Below are 15,309 nucleotides of genomic sequence, written 5' to 3'. Positions count from 1 at the left end.
CGATACGCTATCAAATTGGTAGCTGCAAAAAAAACGGTGCCTAGGCACCGTTTTCATTTCTTCACTTCACCGCCACCACCTTGATGCGCGCATTGGGCGATTCGCCAAACATCTCGGGCGCGTACATGGCTTCCACGCGGGACGGTGGCAGCGAGAACTCACCGACGTTGTTCAGTCGTATCGTGTATTCCATCTTCACCATGCCCTTGGGCATGAACTGGTAGTAGCTGCGGAAGGATTCAAAACTGCGCTCTTCGAACGCCCCCCAGCCGTCGCCACCGGATTTTTCTCCCTGGGTGGCGATCTCGCTGTCGCGGCCCAGGCCACTACCCAAGATCGTGGCGCCGCCCGGCACCGGGTCGGTGATCACGGCCCAGCTCATGTCGGCGCTGGCGTTCACTTCCAAGGTGATGCGCAGCACGTCGCCACGGGTGTAGCTGCCGGCGGGCAGGCCCTTGTTGGCCTGCTCCACCGGTGTGATGGTCTTCTTGATCTGGTAGCCCGCATTGAACGGCTCTTTGAGCTGTATGGCCGCAACGGACTGCAGCGTCAGCCAGGGCTTGCCAGGGCCTTGGTGCGTCACGCTCAGCGTGTCCTTGCCCGGCGTCTTGTTCCAGGGCAGGAACATGCCGTTATTGCGCAGGTTGCCGGGCGACGCGGGGGCGCCGAACCACGTGGTCTGGTTGGGGGCACCCAAGGTGTCCGAGGGCTTGACGCGCTCCACCTTGCTCCATTCCACGCTGGCAGTGCCAGTGCTCATAGCCGCTTTGGTGCTGCCAGCAACGGTGACGGCTTCAAACTTGGCCGAGAACTTCTCGAGCGCCAGTCCGCCCCATAGGTTGGCGGTGGTGGTGTGCCATGCGCCGTTTTGTTGGCGGCTGATGAAGCCATTGGCCAGGCGACCCATATCGTCTTTCCAAGCGGGGTCGTCCATCACGCTGAGCATCAGGCGCGCGGTGTTGACGTCGCCGTTTTGCATCAGCCACCACCAGTAGTCATCGCGCTCGGTGCTGAAGACCATTTTCGTGCCCTGGTAGCTGATGCGGCTGCGCAGAATCTGGTTGGCCTCGGCGATGCGTTTGTCGCGGTCAGGCACATCGGTCACGCGCTTGAGGATGTTCAGCCAGTCGATGACCGCATGTGTGGGCCACTGGTTGGGTGCGATGGTGATGCTGCCCAGCATGCGGCCTTGGGCCTTGCCGTAGCGTGACAAGGCTTCCAGTGCTGCCAGCTTGCGGATGTCCAGGTCCTTGCGTGGGCTCCAGAACTCGCGCTGGATGCGGCCTTCCACAAACGCGATCAGGCCGCGCTCCATGGGTGCGCGCACGGCATCGCTGAGCGCAAAGGCCGGGTTGACACCGGCGGCCTCGTGTGTGGCGGCCAGCAAGTAGGCTGTCAGCGTGTCACTGCCATGGTTGGCCTCACCATCGCGCGGCGGGAAGTAGTTGGCCAGGCCATCGCTGTCCAGGTAGCTGGGGATTTGCGCGGCTACGGCTTCCCACAGCTTGCCGTCGCGCAGGCCGACGCTCTTGCTGGTCTTTTGCTCCAGGCAGGCAAAGGGGTAGCGGGCAAACCAGTCCCGCACGCCGGGCAAGCCCTCGGCCAGCTTGGGCTGCAGCGACATCTTCAGGCCACCGCGGCCGGGGATTGCATCGGCCGGTGCGTTCACATCCAGATTGAAGGGGCCGTCCAGTTGCACCAGCGTGGCTTGCTGCACCGTCAGCGGCACGGCCGGGATGATGCGTTGGCGGGCCTTGAGCGCATCGCGGGCGCCGCTGATAGTGTCCTTCGCTTCGATCTCCCACAGGATGGCCTCTGAGCGGATCTGCGCCAGTTGCGGCGGCGCGGTCACCATCCATGCCACTTCGCGCGCATCACCGGCGGGGATGTCCACGGTTTGCGCGGGCAGGTCCAGCAGCGTGGCGCGCGGCGTCACTTCCACTTTCATGGCTTGCTTGGTGGTGTTGCGCAGTGTGAGCTGTGCGCGGAACTGGTCGTCCTCACGCACCAGAGGCGGCAGGCCGCTGATGATCTGCAGGTCTTGTGTGGCCCGTATGCTGGTGCTGCCGGTGCCGAACAGACCTGTGGATGCATCGGCCACGGCGACGATCTTGAAGGTAGTCAGAGCGTCATTCAGCGGCACGGTGACTTGGGCTTGGCCATTGGCGTCCAGCTTCACGCTGGGGTTCCACAGCAGCAGGGTTTCCAGTAGCTCACGCGCGCCGCTATGGCCGCCACCGCCACCGGCTGGCACGGCCTTGCGGCCATAGTGCCTGCGGCCGATGATTTCCATTTGTGCCGTCGAGGTCTCTACGCCCCACGATCGGCGCTGGAGCATGGCGTCCAGCAGGTTCCAGCTGTTGTTGGGCATGAGCTCCAGCAAGGCCTGGTCCACGGCCGCCAGCGCCACCTCGGCATGTGCCGCGGGCTGGCCATTGGGCAGCTTGACGTTGATCGTGACCTTGGCCTGGCTGCGCACGGCGTAGCTTTCCTTGTCGGCCTTGACGCTGACATCCAACTGGTGGGCCTTGGTGCCCACGCGGATCTCGGCCACACCCAGGCGGAAGGCGGGCTTGCTCAGGTCGACCAGTGCGGTGGGTGCCACGTATTCACGGCCCTCGTACCAGAACGATGTCCACCACTCGCGCGGCGACTTGTAGCCCCAGGTGAAGAACGAATACCACGGCACCTCGCGCAGGCGGCCGCGCAGGGCCAGCACGCTGACATACACGTTCGGTCCCCAGCCGTCCTTGATCTTCAGCTGAATAGTAGGGTCCTGGCCGTTGAGCTGTACCACCTCGGTCTCGACAATGCCTTCGCGTTCCACGGCCACCAGCGCGGTCGCAAAGCGGAAGGGCATGCGCACCTGGAACTTGGCGGTCTCGCCGGGTTGGTAGCTCTTCTTTTCGGGCAGCAGGTCAATGCGGTCGGTGTTTTCGCCGCCAAACCACAGCTCGCCCTGCTTGGTGACATACACGCTGCTGGCCGCCTGGATGCTGTTGCCGGCGCTGTCTTTGGCAGTGACAACCAGCTCCACTTCACCGGCCTCGTTCAGGCTGGTCTCGCACAGCAACAGCCCGCGCGAATCGCTCTTGCCGCTGCACACCGCGCCCAGTTCTTTGACATTGGTCTTGCTGTCGTAGGTATAGAAGCCGCCCACCATGCGCTTGCGTGTGGTGGTGACGATACGGGCCGTGGCTTTAACTTCCAGTGCCACATCGGCCTGAGGCTTGCCGCTCAAATCTAAGGCCAGGGCCTGGAACTTGATCTTCTGGCTGCTGGATACCCAGCCCTCGGTCTTGATGCCGGCCACCACGGCGGCGGGCCACAGGGTTTGCGTGCTGCGTATGGTCTGCACTTCGCCGTTGGGGTCGGAGTAGGTGGCCTCCAGCAGCAGGTCTTGCGGTTGGCGGGCTGCGGGGATTTTGTCCACCGTTACCTTGCCTGCGCCATTCTTGTCCAGCGTCACGGGCAGCTTGTCGGCAATGACCTTGGCGTCGGCGGTGGCGTCGGGCTCCTCTTCGCCCTCGGGGCGGTTGTCACGGTTGCCGCGCGGGGCCTGGAAATTGAATTCGGAAAAGTCGGCGTAGTTCAGGTATTTGCCACGTACCAGGGCAGACACGCGGACTGGCAAATTGGCCGCGCCACCGCCCGACACATAGTTGATCTGCACGTCCACCGGAACGGTCTTCACATTGACCAAAGCCTTTTTGTCGGCAGGGGTCACGCGGCCTTCCAGCACCGGCAGGCGGAACTCTTCGACGCGGAAAGAACCGGTGGTGAAGTTGCGCTCTCCATTGCTGGCGGACTGCAGTTCCACCTGATAAACGCCCAGCTTGGCGGCCGGTGGGATGGAGAAGGTGTTCTCGGCGCTTTGGCCGCCCGTAGCCGTCTTGCGCCAAACCAGGTCTTGCGTGTACTGCTGGCCGCTGCCCACATGGGTGATGACCAGTGTGATCGGTTGGGTCTGGGTCAGGCCAAAGCCCTGGCTGGTCTCGGTGCGCAGGATGTGCTTCATCGACACGGTTTCGCCCACGCGCAAGAGCGTGCGGTCGAATATCGTGTGGGCTCGCTCGTTGGGCCGCGCTTCACGGCTGGTGGGCAAGTTGAAGCGCCAGGGCTCTATGCCGCGGTTCCAATCGCTCCAGGTAAAGGCCAGGTCATTGACCGTGCCCTTGCCGTCGCCAGCGGGCTGGGGCGCACGGGCGGTGACGAAGTAGGCATGGGTGTAGGAGTTTTCGATATTGCAGCTGGGGGGCTCGGGCGAGATGCCGTTCAGGTTGGCCACCCCTTGTGCGTTGGTGGTGGCCGTGCCGACCTCGCGGCCGTTGCAGTCCGACACCCGTACTTGCGCATTGGCCACCGGGGCGCCCTTGTCCAAGGTGGTGACCCAGGCCACGGCGTTCTCGCGCCCCAGCTTGAAGTGCACGCCCAGATTGGTCACCAGAGCCGAGGTGCGGACCACCATGGTGCGGCCGTCCCCATGGCGTTCGTCCAGCAGCGAGGCGCCCAGTCGTTGTGACGCAATCTCGACCACATGGAAGCCTGCGGACAGCGGAATGCCCACCACCTCAAAGGGGCGCGGGTCGTTGTTGGCGGGCTTGGGCAGGTCCAGGGTTTTGACATCGGCCTGGCCGTTCAACAGCGAGACCATGCGGGACTGCACTTGATTGGGGCCGTCCGTGCCCAAGGCCTTGGGCAGAGGCCCCTTGACATCTTTTGCGGCCTGGCGGCGTGACACTGTGAAGTTGTCATAGCGCTGCACTTTCAGGAACCAGCGCATGATGTCGGCGTCGGTACTGGGCGTGAAGGTGCTGACCTTGCCGGCCTCGGCCGGTGCAGGGGTCTTGGTCTGCTCCACTTTCAGCCCCTTGGGCACCAAGTTGGCCTCCACATTGCGCAGTGTCACCGGCAGCATGGCCACGCCATCGGGTTCAGCAAAGCGTTCGACGATGCCAAACGGCGCGGCCGCGAATTTGGCCAGCGGTGGCTTCATGCCGGTGGAGACTTTCAGCGGGAAGCTGTCGGCATTGCGCAGCGTGCGGCCAGACGCATCCTTGAAGCCCTTGGGCAGCTCCAGCGTGAAGGCTGTCTGCTCGGGGAACATGCCTTTGAAGCTGATGCTATTGACTACGCGGTCGTCATCCTGCGGGGCATCGCCCTCGTTGTCGCCGTCGGCAGAAGGTTTGAAGCTCTCTTTGTCGGACTTCAGGCGGATGTCTTGCAACAGCTTGGCAGACACCGGCGCATTGAAGCTCAGGCGCATGGGGCGTATCGGTAGGCAGGCACTCTGTGCGTTCTCACGTTCGCAACTGAAGGTGGCGGCAAAGGGCTCGCGCACCTGGAAGTTGAAGCGTTTCTCCACCGAATTGGCCACCCCATTGGCATTGCTGCCGCTGGCAGGTGTGCTGACGCCTTGGCCATACACGATCTGCACCTTGGTCGATGGCGTCAGCGTACGGTTGCAGGCCAGGGTCACTACGCTCAGCGGGTCCTTGGCGGCGGCTGCCTCCAGCCCTTGAGATTTCAGCAGGGCCGCACGGTCTGGGCCGTCGATCAGGCGGATGGCGACGCGCTCGCCCAGGCCTTCCACGGAGCACCACACATTGGCCTGCACGCTGGCCAGGGTGGCGGGGCCGTTCAGCCGCAGCGTGAAGTACTGCTGCTCGTCGATGCGATTGCCGGAATAGGGTTGGATGTTTTGTACAAACGGGCCCCCGGTATTGAACTTGAAGCTGGTGTTGCCCGTCAGCTCCGCGCCCTTGGCGGATTTGAAGCCGGCCTTCACGGCCAAGCTGCAGGTGACGCCGGGCGGCAAGTCGTTTTCAAACTCGTAAGCCCAACTGCGGTCGGTGACCCAGCGGCCAGAGCCCTTGGTGACCTGGGCATCGCTGCAGCTCAGCGTCAAGGGCGCTTCGGCTTTGGGGTCACCAAAGTTGACGGCACTCTCGTCAAATTTGGCCACTACCTGGCGCACGCGGGCTACTTCGCCCTGGGGCGAGACGCTGACAATCTGGATGGCCTGCGCCTGGAGCGCCGCCGTGGCCAACAGGGCTGCGCAGGCTCGTAAGAAGAAGACGTTGTGACCCACAATTGCTCCCTTTTGTGAATCGGCGAGGTTAGCCGATTTAGAAGGCAATTTCCAAGCCTGTCGAAGGGCAAGAAAGGCGGTGCAGCCCCCGTGTTTGCGCTGCTATCCAAGGCATTGCCTATAAACTCCTGCCCAAACTGGGTATTGGCCCCGTTGGATCCAAACGATTTGTTACAAACAAGGGAGTTAGAAAATGATGCTGCCGCGTCTGCGCGCCCGCGCACTGTGCCTGGGCCTTGCCGTACTGGGCGCCCCAGCTTTTGCGCAAACTGCGCCCAAGCTGCCGATCGAGGCTTTTGGTATGTTGCCGGTCGCACAGCGGGTGTCGCTGTCACCCGACGGTCAAAAGGTGGCCATGCTGGCCAACAATGCGGGCACGTCCGCCATCGTGGTGCGGGATATCGGTTCACCGGACGGCAAGACGGCCGTTGTGATGAACAGCAACAACCGCGACTTCACGTTCAAATGGTTCCGCTGGGTCGGTAATGATCGGCTGGTGGTTGCAGTGTTGTTTCCGGCCAAGCGGCGCCATGGATCGTCGAGTGTTGGTGGCGTGGACACCTATGAAAGCCGGTTGCTGTCGGTGAAGGCGGACGGCACGCAAAACATCAACCTGATCAAGCCCAATACGTTCAAGGGTTCGCTACAGGCCCAATTCCAGGATGAAGTCATCGATTTCGACGTCGACGGTGGCAAGCACATCTTGCTGTCCTTGGCCGACCCCTTTGATGGCATGTACCCGGCGGTCTATAGCCTGGATACGGCAACTGGCGACCGCACCACCATCATGAAGCCCCGGGAGTTTTTCCGAAGCTGGATGACGGATCGCAACCACCAGGTGCGTGTCGGTCTGCGCGTGGAAAAGGGCGATGCCGAGATCCACGCTTGCGACCCCGATGGCGGCAATTGGCGCAAGCTGTGGGCATACAAGCTGGTGGGGTCTGGTGGTGTGTACCCCATAGGCTTTGGCAAAGACCCCAACGAGCTTTATGTCATTGCCGAACACGAAGGACGCAATGCCTTGATGACGGTCAATCTGAAGGACCCTGAACTCAAACGCACGGTCAAGTTGGCAAGCGGCACCAATGACGTCTCTGGCAGCCTCGTCTATTCCAAGACAACGGGAGAACCCATTGGCTTTGCGAGCTCGGATACCTTTGTCCAATCCGAGATCAGCTATTGGGACGCCGACCGTCGCGGGCTCAATACGTCGGTCAATGAGGCTTTGCCGGGTCGCTACAACCGCGTCATCAGCACCAGCCAAGACGAGAACAAATATCTGGTCTATTCCAGTAGCGACAAAGTGGCTGGCGAAGTCTTCTTGGGTAATCGCAGCGCCAATAGCCTGGGCTTGTTTGTAGGTACTTATCCGCAATTGCAGGAACAGTATCTGGTCCCCAAAAAAGCCATTACCGTGAAGGCACGCGATGGCTTGGATTTGCCTGGCTATATCAGCACCCCATTGGGGGTCACGGCCAGCAAGTTGCCCACTGTGCTGCTGGTGCATGGAGGACCGCAAAGCCATGACGACGGCAACTTCAACGCATTGACGCAGTTCATGGCAAACCGTGGCTATGCCGTTCTGCAGATCAATGCACGCGGCTCCACCGGCTTTGGCAGTGCCCTGCGCACAGCAGGCTTGCAGAAGTGGGGCCAGGAGATGCAAGATGATCTGAGCGATGGCCTGAACTGGGCGGTCTCTGCAGGCATCACTGACCCCAAGCGTGTGTGCATTGTCGGTGCCAGCTACGGTGGCTATGCCGCGTTGATGGGCGTCGCCAAGACGCCGGATGCGTTCAAGTGTGCGGTGAGCTTTGCGGGGGTGACTGATCTGGTGGCCATGGCGGGTGACCGCGGTCAGTACATGAGCGGCAAGGAGGTCTTCGAAGCCCAGGTGGGAAGCGATACCGAACGCCTGCGCCAGTATTCACCCCGCTATGCAGCCAAGCAAATCAAGGCACCTGTGCTGCTGGTCCACGGCACCGAAGACCGCAATGTGTCCGTCTACCAGGGCGAATACATGGACGCCGCGTTGACCGAGGCCGGTGTGTCCCATAAATTCATCAAGCAAGCGCGTGGTGACCACTACTTGAGCATTTACGAGCACAAGATGCAGTTTTACTCGGAGCTGGATGCGTTCTTGGCAGCCAATTTGGGGGCCACGGCGGCCCAATAAGAGCAGTGAGGGGGCGCTAGTGGCGGTACCGCCACTAGCGCCCCGCCTTCTCCATCCCGTATTTTTTGAAGATGCGGTCGTAGGTGCCGTTGGCCTTGATGATCTCCAGGCCCTTGTTGAAGGCGCTGATGATTTCCTGAGCCCTGGGGTTTTGCTGGCCCACAGTGATGTACAAGGGGTTCACCGACAAGGGCGCCTTGACGAATTCGATGCGCTTCAGGGCGTCGGGATCGTTGGCGCTGATGATGGAGCGGGCCACGATCTCGTCTTCCAGTGTCAGGTCGATGCGCTCGCGCAGCAGCTTCTTGACATTGGTCATCAAGTCATTGCCGTTTTCGCGCTGGAAGGTGGTGGCCGAGCCAAAGGCATCGCTGTAGCCATAACCTCGGATGGTGCCGACCAGTTTGCCGTTCAGGCTTTCCAGGCCGTTGAATTCAAAGGCATCGCCCTTGCGTTTGATGAAACGCACATTGCCCACGGCAAAGGCCGTGCTGAACAGCAGCACCTTGACCCGTGCATCGGTGCGCCACGTGAACGGCAATATGTCGTAGCTGCCGTTCTTGATACCGCTCTCCGCCCGCGCCCAGGGCACGTACTCCATGGTCATCTCATGACCCTGGGTCTTGAAGGCCGCGCGGATGATCTCCAGGCCCAAGCCCCCATTGGGGTTGCTGGGATCGCCATACGGAGGGTAAGGGTCACCGGCCGCGGTGAAGGTGTCGGCCCGGCTGCTGGCTGCCAGCAGGCCGAGTGCCACCACGGCAATGACTATCCACCAGTGGGTTCTTTTCATCGGTGCATCCAACGGGTTCATAGGGGCCGCTACTGCCACGGTACGCAAACCGTGGCGCGGCGCATCAACAAACGCCATCAGCATACACCGATCGTGCCAAGCCCGGCTGGGCGCCATGCCCAACCGTCGGACCACCGATTGCTGTCAGGGACGCGTCAAGCGCAGCGGCTCACCCACGCGGGCCTTGGCAATGTCTGCCGCGTGGAAGGGCAGGCTAGGCCACTCCTTGCGGGAGAACAGGCGCAACTGGTCATAGGCAAAGGGTGAGGCGGGGTTGGTGGACTGCCCGTAGGTCAACAGCGCCTGGGCGACCGGGCCCTTGGCGTCGAACGTCACGGTTTGCACGTAGCTGGTGCCATAGTCGATGCGCAGCCCCTCCTTGTTGATGCCCATGGGTTCCTGGCGGCCCAGGTTATTGAGCACGCCTTCCATCTCGTCGCCACCATGCAGGGCGATGGCCTCTTCGGTAATGGCGGGGCGCTGCACACTGCCCAGCGTCGCGTCCAGCGCGTAGCCGGCTTCGCGTGTCTTGGTGACGGCCTGGCCCAGAGATTCCCACACCTTGGCGGCGACTGCCGCATCGGTCATCTTCAAGCCGTTGGGCGTGGCTACCGGTTGCTGCGGATCGAAGGGCACGCGGTATACGCTGGGTATGTTGCGCGCCGTGCGCCAGAACTCGCGAAACACATGGGCGCCCTTGGCATCCACGTCGTTGCGCTGGTTCCAGCCTTTCAGCGCAGCACAGCCATCCTGTGTGGCGGCGTTAGGTGCCTGGGCGCAGGCGGCCAGCAGGTCGGGCAGTATGACGCTGGCCATGAAGTTGCGGTTCTCAAACAACTGCTGTTGCACGCGCTGTGCCGTGGCTTTGCCATTGGACAGCATCTCGGGTATCTCGCTCAGGCCCGCGCGGGTGCGCGGCCGGCTGACGCTGGCGTCGCCCACCAGGGGCGAGATCGCGCCAAACTTCTGGGCCGGATTGGAGTAGTAGAAGCTGTCATTGCTGTTATGCACCCAGTCGCTGCGCACGGCCACTGGCATGCGGGCAATGGGTATCAGGCCCGGCACGGGTGATGCCGGATCGCGCTGCCAGTCGCAGGCGCTCTTGGAACCGTCCAGCACCACCAGACCCGCAGCCTGGCGCAGTGCGGCGGCCGGCTTGCTGGGTGTGCAGCGTTCCAACTGGGTCGCATCCACATCGGGCACGGCACTGGCATCGGCATACAAGGCATTGCCATGCCGGTCTGCAGCCAGTGTGTTGACCCACATGGTGCCCAGCGTGCTCAAGGTCTTGGGCATGTCGTTGACGCTGGTGGCCCGTGCAAAGCCCATGGCCGAGTCCAGCATGCGCACATTGCCGGTGTTGGCGTCTTGCAGCGCATAGGCCACCTTGTCAGTCCAGTTCAGGCCCGCGCGGGGCACCACCACGACCGGGCCCCAGCGGGTGGACCACAGGGTTTGGCTTTTTGTCTGCGGCGTGCCATCGGCGGCGCGCACGGTGATGCTGACGTTGCGCGATGTCATCTTGACCGGCTGGCCGTCCAGCACATAGCTGGTGGGGGCGCCTGGCAGCAGGGCCAGCTCGTGCAGCGTGAAGCGCTTGCCGGTGGACACGGTGTGCGACCAGGCAATGTCTTTGTTGAAGCCTATGGAAACGGCGGGAAAGTGCGCCAGGCTGGCCCCCATGACGTCCAAAGATCCGGGGATGGTCAGGTGCATCTGGTAGAAGCGGTTGACCCCCGTCCATGGGAAGTGCGGGTTGCCCAGCAGCAGGCCGCTGCCGTTGGCGGTGCTGTCCTTGCCAAAGGCCCAGGCGTTGGAGCCCAGTGGCGAATCCAGCAGCCCGGCCTCGCGCATGGCGTCCGCGGCATCGGCCAGGTTGATGCCGGTCTGGGGCTTGGCAGCGCCGGTGGCAACAGGGCGTGCGGGCGGCTGCGCGCCCAGCATGCCGTCGGCCAGCGCGGCAATGCCGGCCTGCACGGCGGTCAGCTCGGCCATGCGGCGGAATTCGCCTACGGTCATAGGTTTGACCCAGGGCTGGCCATTGCATTCGGTGGGCAGTTTGCCGCTGTTGTCGGTCAGGTAGCGGTTGTAGCCAGCCACATAGCCGCGGGCCAAGGCCTGGGCTTCGGCACTGGTGGTGGCCCATTGCTTGGCCAACACGGCGTCGTCCATATGGGCGGCCATGAAGAGGTCGATCTGCTCATTGGGCAGCACGCGCCGCCCCAGCAGGGCACTGGCCTTGCCCCCACCGAAATACTGGGAGCGCTCACCGCGCGCCGTGACCAATTGGTTGGCGCTGAGGCACACATTGTCTTGCGCATAGGCATAGGCAATGCCATAGGCTAGCGTCTCGGGGTCGGGTGCGGAGATGTGCGGCACGCCGTTGGCGGTGCGGGTGATGGTGGCCGTGGCGCTTGAGGTAGCGGCTACGGTGCCGGGCCCCTGGGTGGCGCAGGCTGCCAGCATGGCGGCGAGTGCGAGGGGTGTGAATCTCAAAGCGGTGCGAGTCATCGTGGTCGTCTGCAAGGCAATCTCCTGGATCGGTTGTTGTGGTCTGTGTCGGCACAAAGAGCGCGTTGTCGGCCCCTGTGCGTCGAATGCGGAACAGCGGCATCGTAGGATTTTTTATGCCTGGGTTACAGTGCATCTATTGCCAACTTAGGTGGTTTTTTCGCCATGCCATCAAACAGCCATTCCCCTCCCAATGCAAGCGTGCGGGTCGATATCTTGTGGGGGCCGGACGTGCTGGCCGGGGCGGCCCTGGCCACGGCCGATGTGCTGCGCATGGTCAACCTCCTGGCCAACATGCGCGACCCGCAAAAGGCCACGCCCATCGTCTGGCGCTGGTGGTGCGCCGATGGTTCCCGCCCACCGCTGGCGCTGCCGCGCAGTGCGGGTTTTCGCGGTGTGGCCAATCTGCTGGTGGTGCCAGGTTGGCACGCACAGAGCGTGCCCCATCTCGACCAATTGGTGACCCGCGCGGCAACTGCTGGCGCCAAGCGCGTTGCCAAGGTGTATGCGGGTGGTGGGCGCGTGGCCGGCATCTATAACGGTGCGGCTTTGTTGGCCGATGCCGGCGTGCTGGCCGAGCGCAGCGCGGTGATGGCTTGGCCCTTCGTGGCCCATTTGCTGCGGCGCGCACCCACCGTGCGCCTGGTAAATGACAAGGCCTGGCTGGAGCACGAGCGGGTGTGGACCTGCGACTCGCCTGCTGCTGCCTACGAGGTGGTGCTGGACATGCTGCGCCACACCCCGGTGGCCGATCTGGCGCTGGCAGGCGCACCTGTGGTGCTGCACTCGGGCGAGCGCCAGCGCGCGGCAGTGCAGGCCGCACACAGCGGCCCGGCCACCATCACATCGGCCGGTGCGCTGGAGCGGGCGCGCCAGTGGCTGGAGGCCCATTTCAGCGAGCCCTACAGCCTGCAAGACACGGCGCGCGCAGCGGCCACCAGCCCGCGCTCGCTGTTACGCTGGTTTTCTACGGTGTATGGCCAAAGCCCGTTGGACTACCTGCACGGCTTGCGCGTGGCCCATGCGCGGGTGCTGCTGGAGACCACCTACATCGGCGTGGAGCAAATGGCCCATATGTGCGGCTACCAGGATGTGGGCACCTTCCGCCGTGTGTTCGCGCGCCACACCGGCGTCATGCCCGCGGCCTACCGCGAGCGCTTTCGCCTGCGCACCAGCCGCAAGCGCTGGCGCTCGGCGGCTGTCATGGGGGCCTAGGCGCCCCGGTAGGGGCAACATGCCCGCCGACTTGTCACCGACTAGTCCAAATGGACTATTGGTGCCCTGGGTTTGGGAATTACAATTGGTAACAGCGCTTCGAACGTCCCACCCACCGTGAACCTCAAACAAAAACTCCTCTCCGTGCTGGTAACCCTGGCAGCCTCGACATCCTCTTTCGCGATGTCCAGCCTGACCTTCCAAGGCGTCACTTTCAGCACCTACGCGGTGGACAGCGATACCCTGAGCTTCACGATCACCGGTGCCGATACCGCCAAGGGCGACTGGACCGGGGTGCACTACCTTAAGGCGTTTTCGCTGAAAGACATTGGACGCATCGCGTCGTCGTCGGTGGTCAGCGGCCCTTCGTTTGCTTCCATCATCGAAAGCGGCCGTGAATTGTCGGCCAACGGCTGCTCTGGGGGTAACTCGGGTGGTGCCTGCTTCGCATTTGCCACGCCGGCTACGCTGACCCACAGCATGACCTGGACTATTGACTTTGTTCCGGCGGCCCATACGGTGATGGATTTGACGGCGGCGCACCTGAAGGTCGATTTCTACAAAAACCTGTCGGACAAGAAGTCCACCGGCAGTTTGCTGTCGCAAAACCTGGTGGTTGCCGTTCCAGAGCCCGAAACCTATGCCCTGATGCTGGCCGGCCTGGGCTTGGTGGGTGCGGCGGTGCGCCGCCGCAAGGCAAAAGCACTGCAGGCCTAAGCCCTTCCTCCAGCCTGCCGTATGGCGGGGCCCAAGGCGGGCTTTCGAGTCGACGCCCCGGTCAAGGCATCAAATCCGCCACTCCATCCCACGCTTCTGGGGCCAAGCGCCCCTCAAAGCGGGACACAACTTTGCCTTTGGCATCTACCAGCAAGGTCAGCGGCAACTTGGCTGGCCCATTCTTTCCTTCATCCAGACGCAATGCAATCAGCCCTTTGGATTGTGCCTGGGTCTGGCCTTGTATTTGCTCGTAGGCCTGCCAGTCGCTGGCCTTCTTGTCTACATTGACGGTTACCAAGGCAAAGGGCTTGTCGCGCCAGCCGTTGAGGTTGGTGCGTAGCTCCGGCAGGCTGTCGCGGCAGACGGCACAAGAGGTTGACCAGTAGAACACGATGGCAACCTTGCCGCGGATCTGCTCCGGGGTGAATTTCTCGCCACGGATTCCAGAAGCCTGCAGTTCCAGCATGGCGGGCGCAGCTGCCGACTGCTTGGCAGGCGCCGTTTGTGCGAACCCTGGGCTTGCGCAAAAAGCCGCCAGGGGGATGAGACAAGAGATGAGGATGTTCTTCATGGCGCTTCGTCGTGGCAAAGAGGCCAATCATTACAGAGAAAATACCGCCATGGCCAAAAAAGATCATGTTTCCGAAACGCCCGCCACCCAGATGCTCAAGGCGCACAAGGTCGCCTATACCGAGCACCCCTACGAATACCTGGAGCACGGCGGCGCCCAGCACAGTGCGCAGGTTCTAGGGTTTGACCCATTCACCGTCGTCAAGACGCTGGTGATGCAAGACCAGGACGCCAAGCCGCTCTTGGTGCTGATGCATGGCAACCGCAAGGTGTCCACCAAGAACCTGGCGCGGCAGATTGGGGCCAAGTCGGTAGAGCCCTGCGCGCCTGACGTGGCCAACCGGCACAGTGGTTATCTGGTGGGTGGTACGTCGCCCTTTGGTACGCGGCGCGACATGCCGGTGTATATCGAAGAGAGCATCCTGGCCCTGCCAAAAATCCTGATCAATGGCGGCCGCCGGGGCTACCTGGTAGGGATTTCGCCTAGCGTTTGCGTCCAATTGTTGGGGGCAAAGCAGGTACAGTGCGCACTGGCTGATTGACCGCCCGCCTTACAGACACGTATTCAGGAGAACTGGTTTTGGATTCCCTTCGCGCTTTTTACCCGCTGCTGGCGGTCGTTGCCGCCTACCTGGTGGGCTCCTTATCGTTCGCGGTCATTGTGAGCCGCAGCATGGGCCTGAACGATCCGCGCACCTATGGCAGCAAGAACCCCGGTGCCACCAATGTGTTGCGCTCCGGCAGCAAGGCTGCGGCCATCGTCACGCTGCTCCTGGACGCCTTCAAGGGCTGGTTGCCGGTGATGCTGGTCAAGTGGTTTGGCGGCGCCTATGGCCTGGGTGACGGCACCATGGCCATGGTGGGCTTGGCCGCGTTCCTGGGCCATTTGTTCCCGGTCTTCTTCCGGTTTGTGGGTGGCAAGGGCGTGGCCACGGCGCTGGGCGTGCTGATGGCCATCAGCTGGATTCTGGGTTTGGCCACGCTCGTCACCTGGGTGGTGATTGCCTACGCGTTTCGCTACTCGTCACTGGCCTCGCTGGTGGCGGCGGTGTTTGCGCCGGTGTACTACGTGTTTGGCGACGGCGTGGTCTGGGCCATGGACAAGAGCGTGGTGCTGTGCACCGCGGTGATGTCCTTGCTGCTGATCTGGCGCCATGCCGAAAACATCTCGCGCCTGGTCAAGGGCACGGAATCCAAGTTGGGCAGCAAGAAGAAGGCCTGAACCGGCCAACCTGG

At 62.7% G+C, this 15,309-nt stretch carries 9 protein-coding genes; 5 read left to right on the top strand and 4 right to left on the bottom strand.

Annotated elements, in window-relative coordinates; all coding sequences use genetic code 11:
- Positions 1–61 precede the first annotated feature (61 nt).
- Complete coding sequence (locus AC07OO_RS02320) at positions 62–6,091, bottom strand: alpha-2-macroglobulin family protein (protein WP_495080439.1); 6,030 nt, start codon at positions 6,089–6,091, stop codon at positions 62–64.
- Between the two features lie 193 nt (positions 6,092–6,284).
- Here AC07OO_RS02320 and AC07OO_RS02315 point away from each other — a divergent pair, with 193 nt between their 5' ends.
- Entirely contained in the window at positions 6,285–8,267 is a 1,983-nt protein-coding gene (locus AC07OO_RS02315) for an alpha/beta hydrolase family protein (protein WP_495080438.1), read from the top strand.
- Between the two features lie 34 nt (positions 8,268–8,301).
- On the opposite strand, the gene AC07OO_RS02310 is transcribed toward AC07OO_RS02315, so the two are convergent.
- Positions 8,302–9,060, bottom strand: coding sequence for a substrate-binding periplasmic protein (locus AC07OO_RS02310; RefSeq protein ID WP_495080437.1), 759 nt, complete (start codon positions 9,058–9,060; stop codon positions 8,302–8,304).
- Positions 9,061–9,204: 144 nt separating this feature from the next.
- Positions 9,205–11,586, bottom strand: a complete 2,382-nt coding sequence (locus tag AC07OO_RS02305; RefSeq protein ID WP_495080436.1) for a penicillin acylase family protein — start codon at positions 11,584–11,586, stop codon at positions 9,205–9,207.
- Between the two features lie 150 nt (positions 11,587–11,736).
- Between AC07OO_RS02305 and AC07OO_RS02300 the strand changes: the two genes are divergently transcribed.
- Both AC07OO_RS02300 and AC07OO_RS02295 read left to right on the top strand, forming a co-directional pair.
- Complete coding sequence (locus tag AC07OO_RS02300; RefSeq protein WP_495080435.1) at positions 11,737–12,786, top strand: GlxA family transcriptional regulator; 1,050 nt, start codon at positions 11,737–11,739, stop codon at positions 12,784–12,786.
- 117 nt (positions 12,787–12,903) lie between these two features.
- Positions 12,904–13,503 (top strand): PEPxxWA-CTERM sorting domain-containing protein, encoded by a 600-nt coding sequence (locus AC07OO_RS02295; protein ID WP_495080434.1) that lies wholly within the window; start codon positions 12,904–12,906, stop codon positions 13,501–13,503.
- A 61-nt stretch (positions 13,504–13,564) separates the two neighbouring features.
- Here AC07OO_RS02295 and AC07OO_RS02290 read toward each other — a convergent pair whose 3' ends face one another.
- The gene (locus tag AC07OO_RS02290) at positions 13,565–14,074 is read right to left on the bottom strand and encodes a TlpA family protein disulfide reductase (protein WP_495080433.1); all 510 of its coding nucleotides are present in this window, start codon (positions 14,072–14,074) and stop codon (positions 13,565–13,567) included.
- Positions 14,075–14,123: 49 nt separating this feature from the next.
- Here AC07OO_RS02290 and ybaK point away from each other — a divergent pair, with 49 nt between their 5' ends.
- Both ybaK and plsY read left to right on the top strand, forming a co-directional pair.
- The gene (ybaK, locus tag AC07OO_RS02285; RefSeq protein ID WP_495080432.1) at positions 14,124–14,615 is read left to right on the top strand and encodes a Cys-tRNA(Pro) deacylase; all 492 of its coding nucleotides are present in this window, start codon (positions 14,124–14,126) and stop codon (positions 14,613–14,615) included.
- A 38-nt stretch (positions 14,616–14,653) separates the two neighbouring features.
- A complete protein-coding gene (gene plsY / locus AC07OO_RS02280; protein WP_495080431.1) occupies positions 14,654–15,295 on the top strand; it encodes a glycerol-3-phosphate 1-O-acyltransferase PlsY in 642 nt (213 codons plus the stop codon).
- The last annotated feature ends 14 nt before the right edge of the window (positions 15,296–15,309 follow it).

It is taken from the genome of Rhodoferax sp. GW821-FHT07G04 (genome assembly GCF_059418585.1).
The sequence above is the reverse complement of the archived record's forward strand: the minus strand, read 5'-3'. Positions and strand labels throughout refer to the sequence as shown.

Bases quoted from the DNA above. Each gene is read 5' to 3' on its own strand.
- AC07OO_RS02315 (WP_495080438.1), top strand. From the start codon at position 6,285: ATGATGCTGCCGCGTCTGCGCGCCCGCGCACTGTGCCTGGGCCTTGCC.
- AC07OO_RS02310 (WP_495080437.1), bottom strand. From the start codon at position 9,060: ATGAAAAGAACCCACTGGTGGATAGTCATTGCCGTGGTGGCACTCGGC.
- AC07OO_RS02300 (WP_495080435.1), top strand. From the start codon at position 11,737: ATGCCATCAAACAGCCATTCCCCTCCCAATGCAAGCGTGCGGGTCGAT.
- AC07OO_RS02290 (WP_495080433.1), bottom strand. From the start codon at position 14,074: ATGAAGAACATCCTCATCTCTTGTCTCATCCCCCTGGCGGCTTTTTGC.
- ybaK (WP_495080432.1), top strand. From the start codon at position 14,124: ATGGCCAAAAAAGATCATGTTTCCGAAACGCCCGCCACCCAGATGCTC.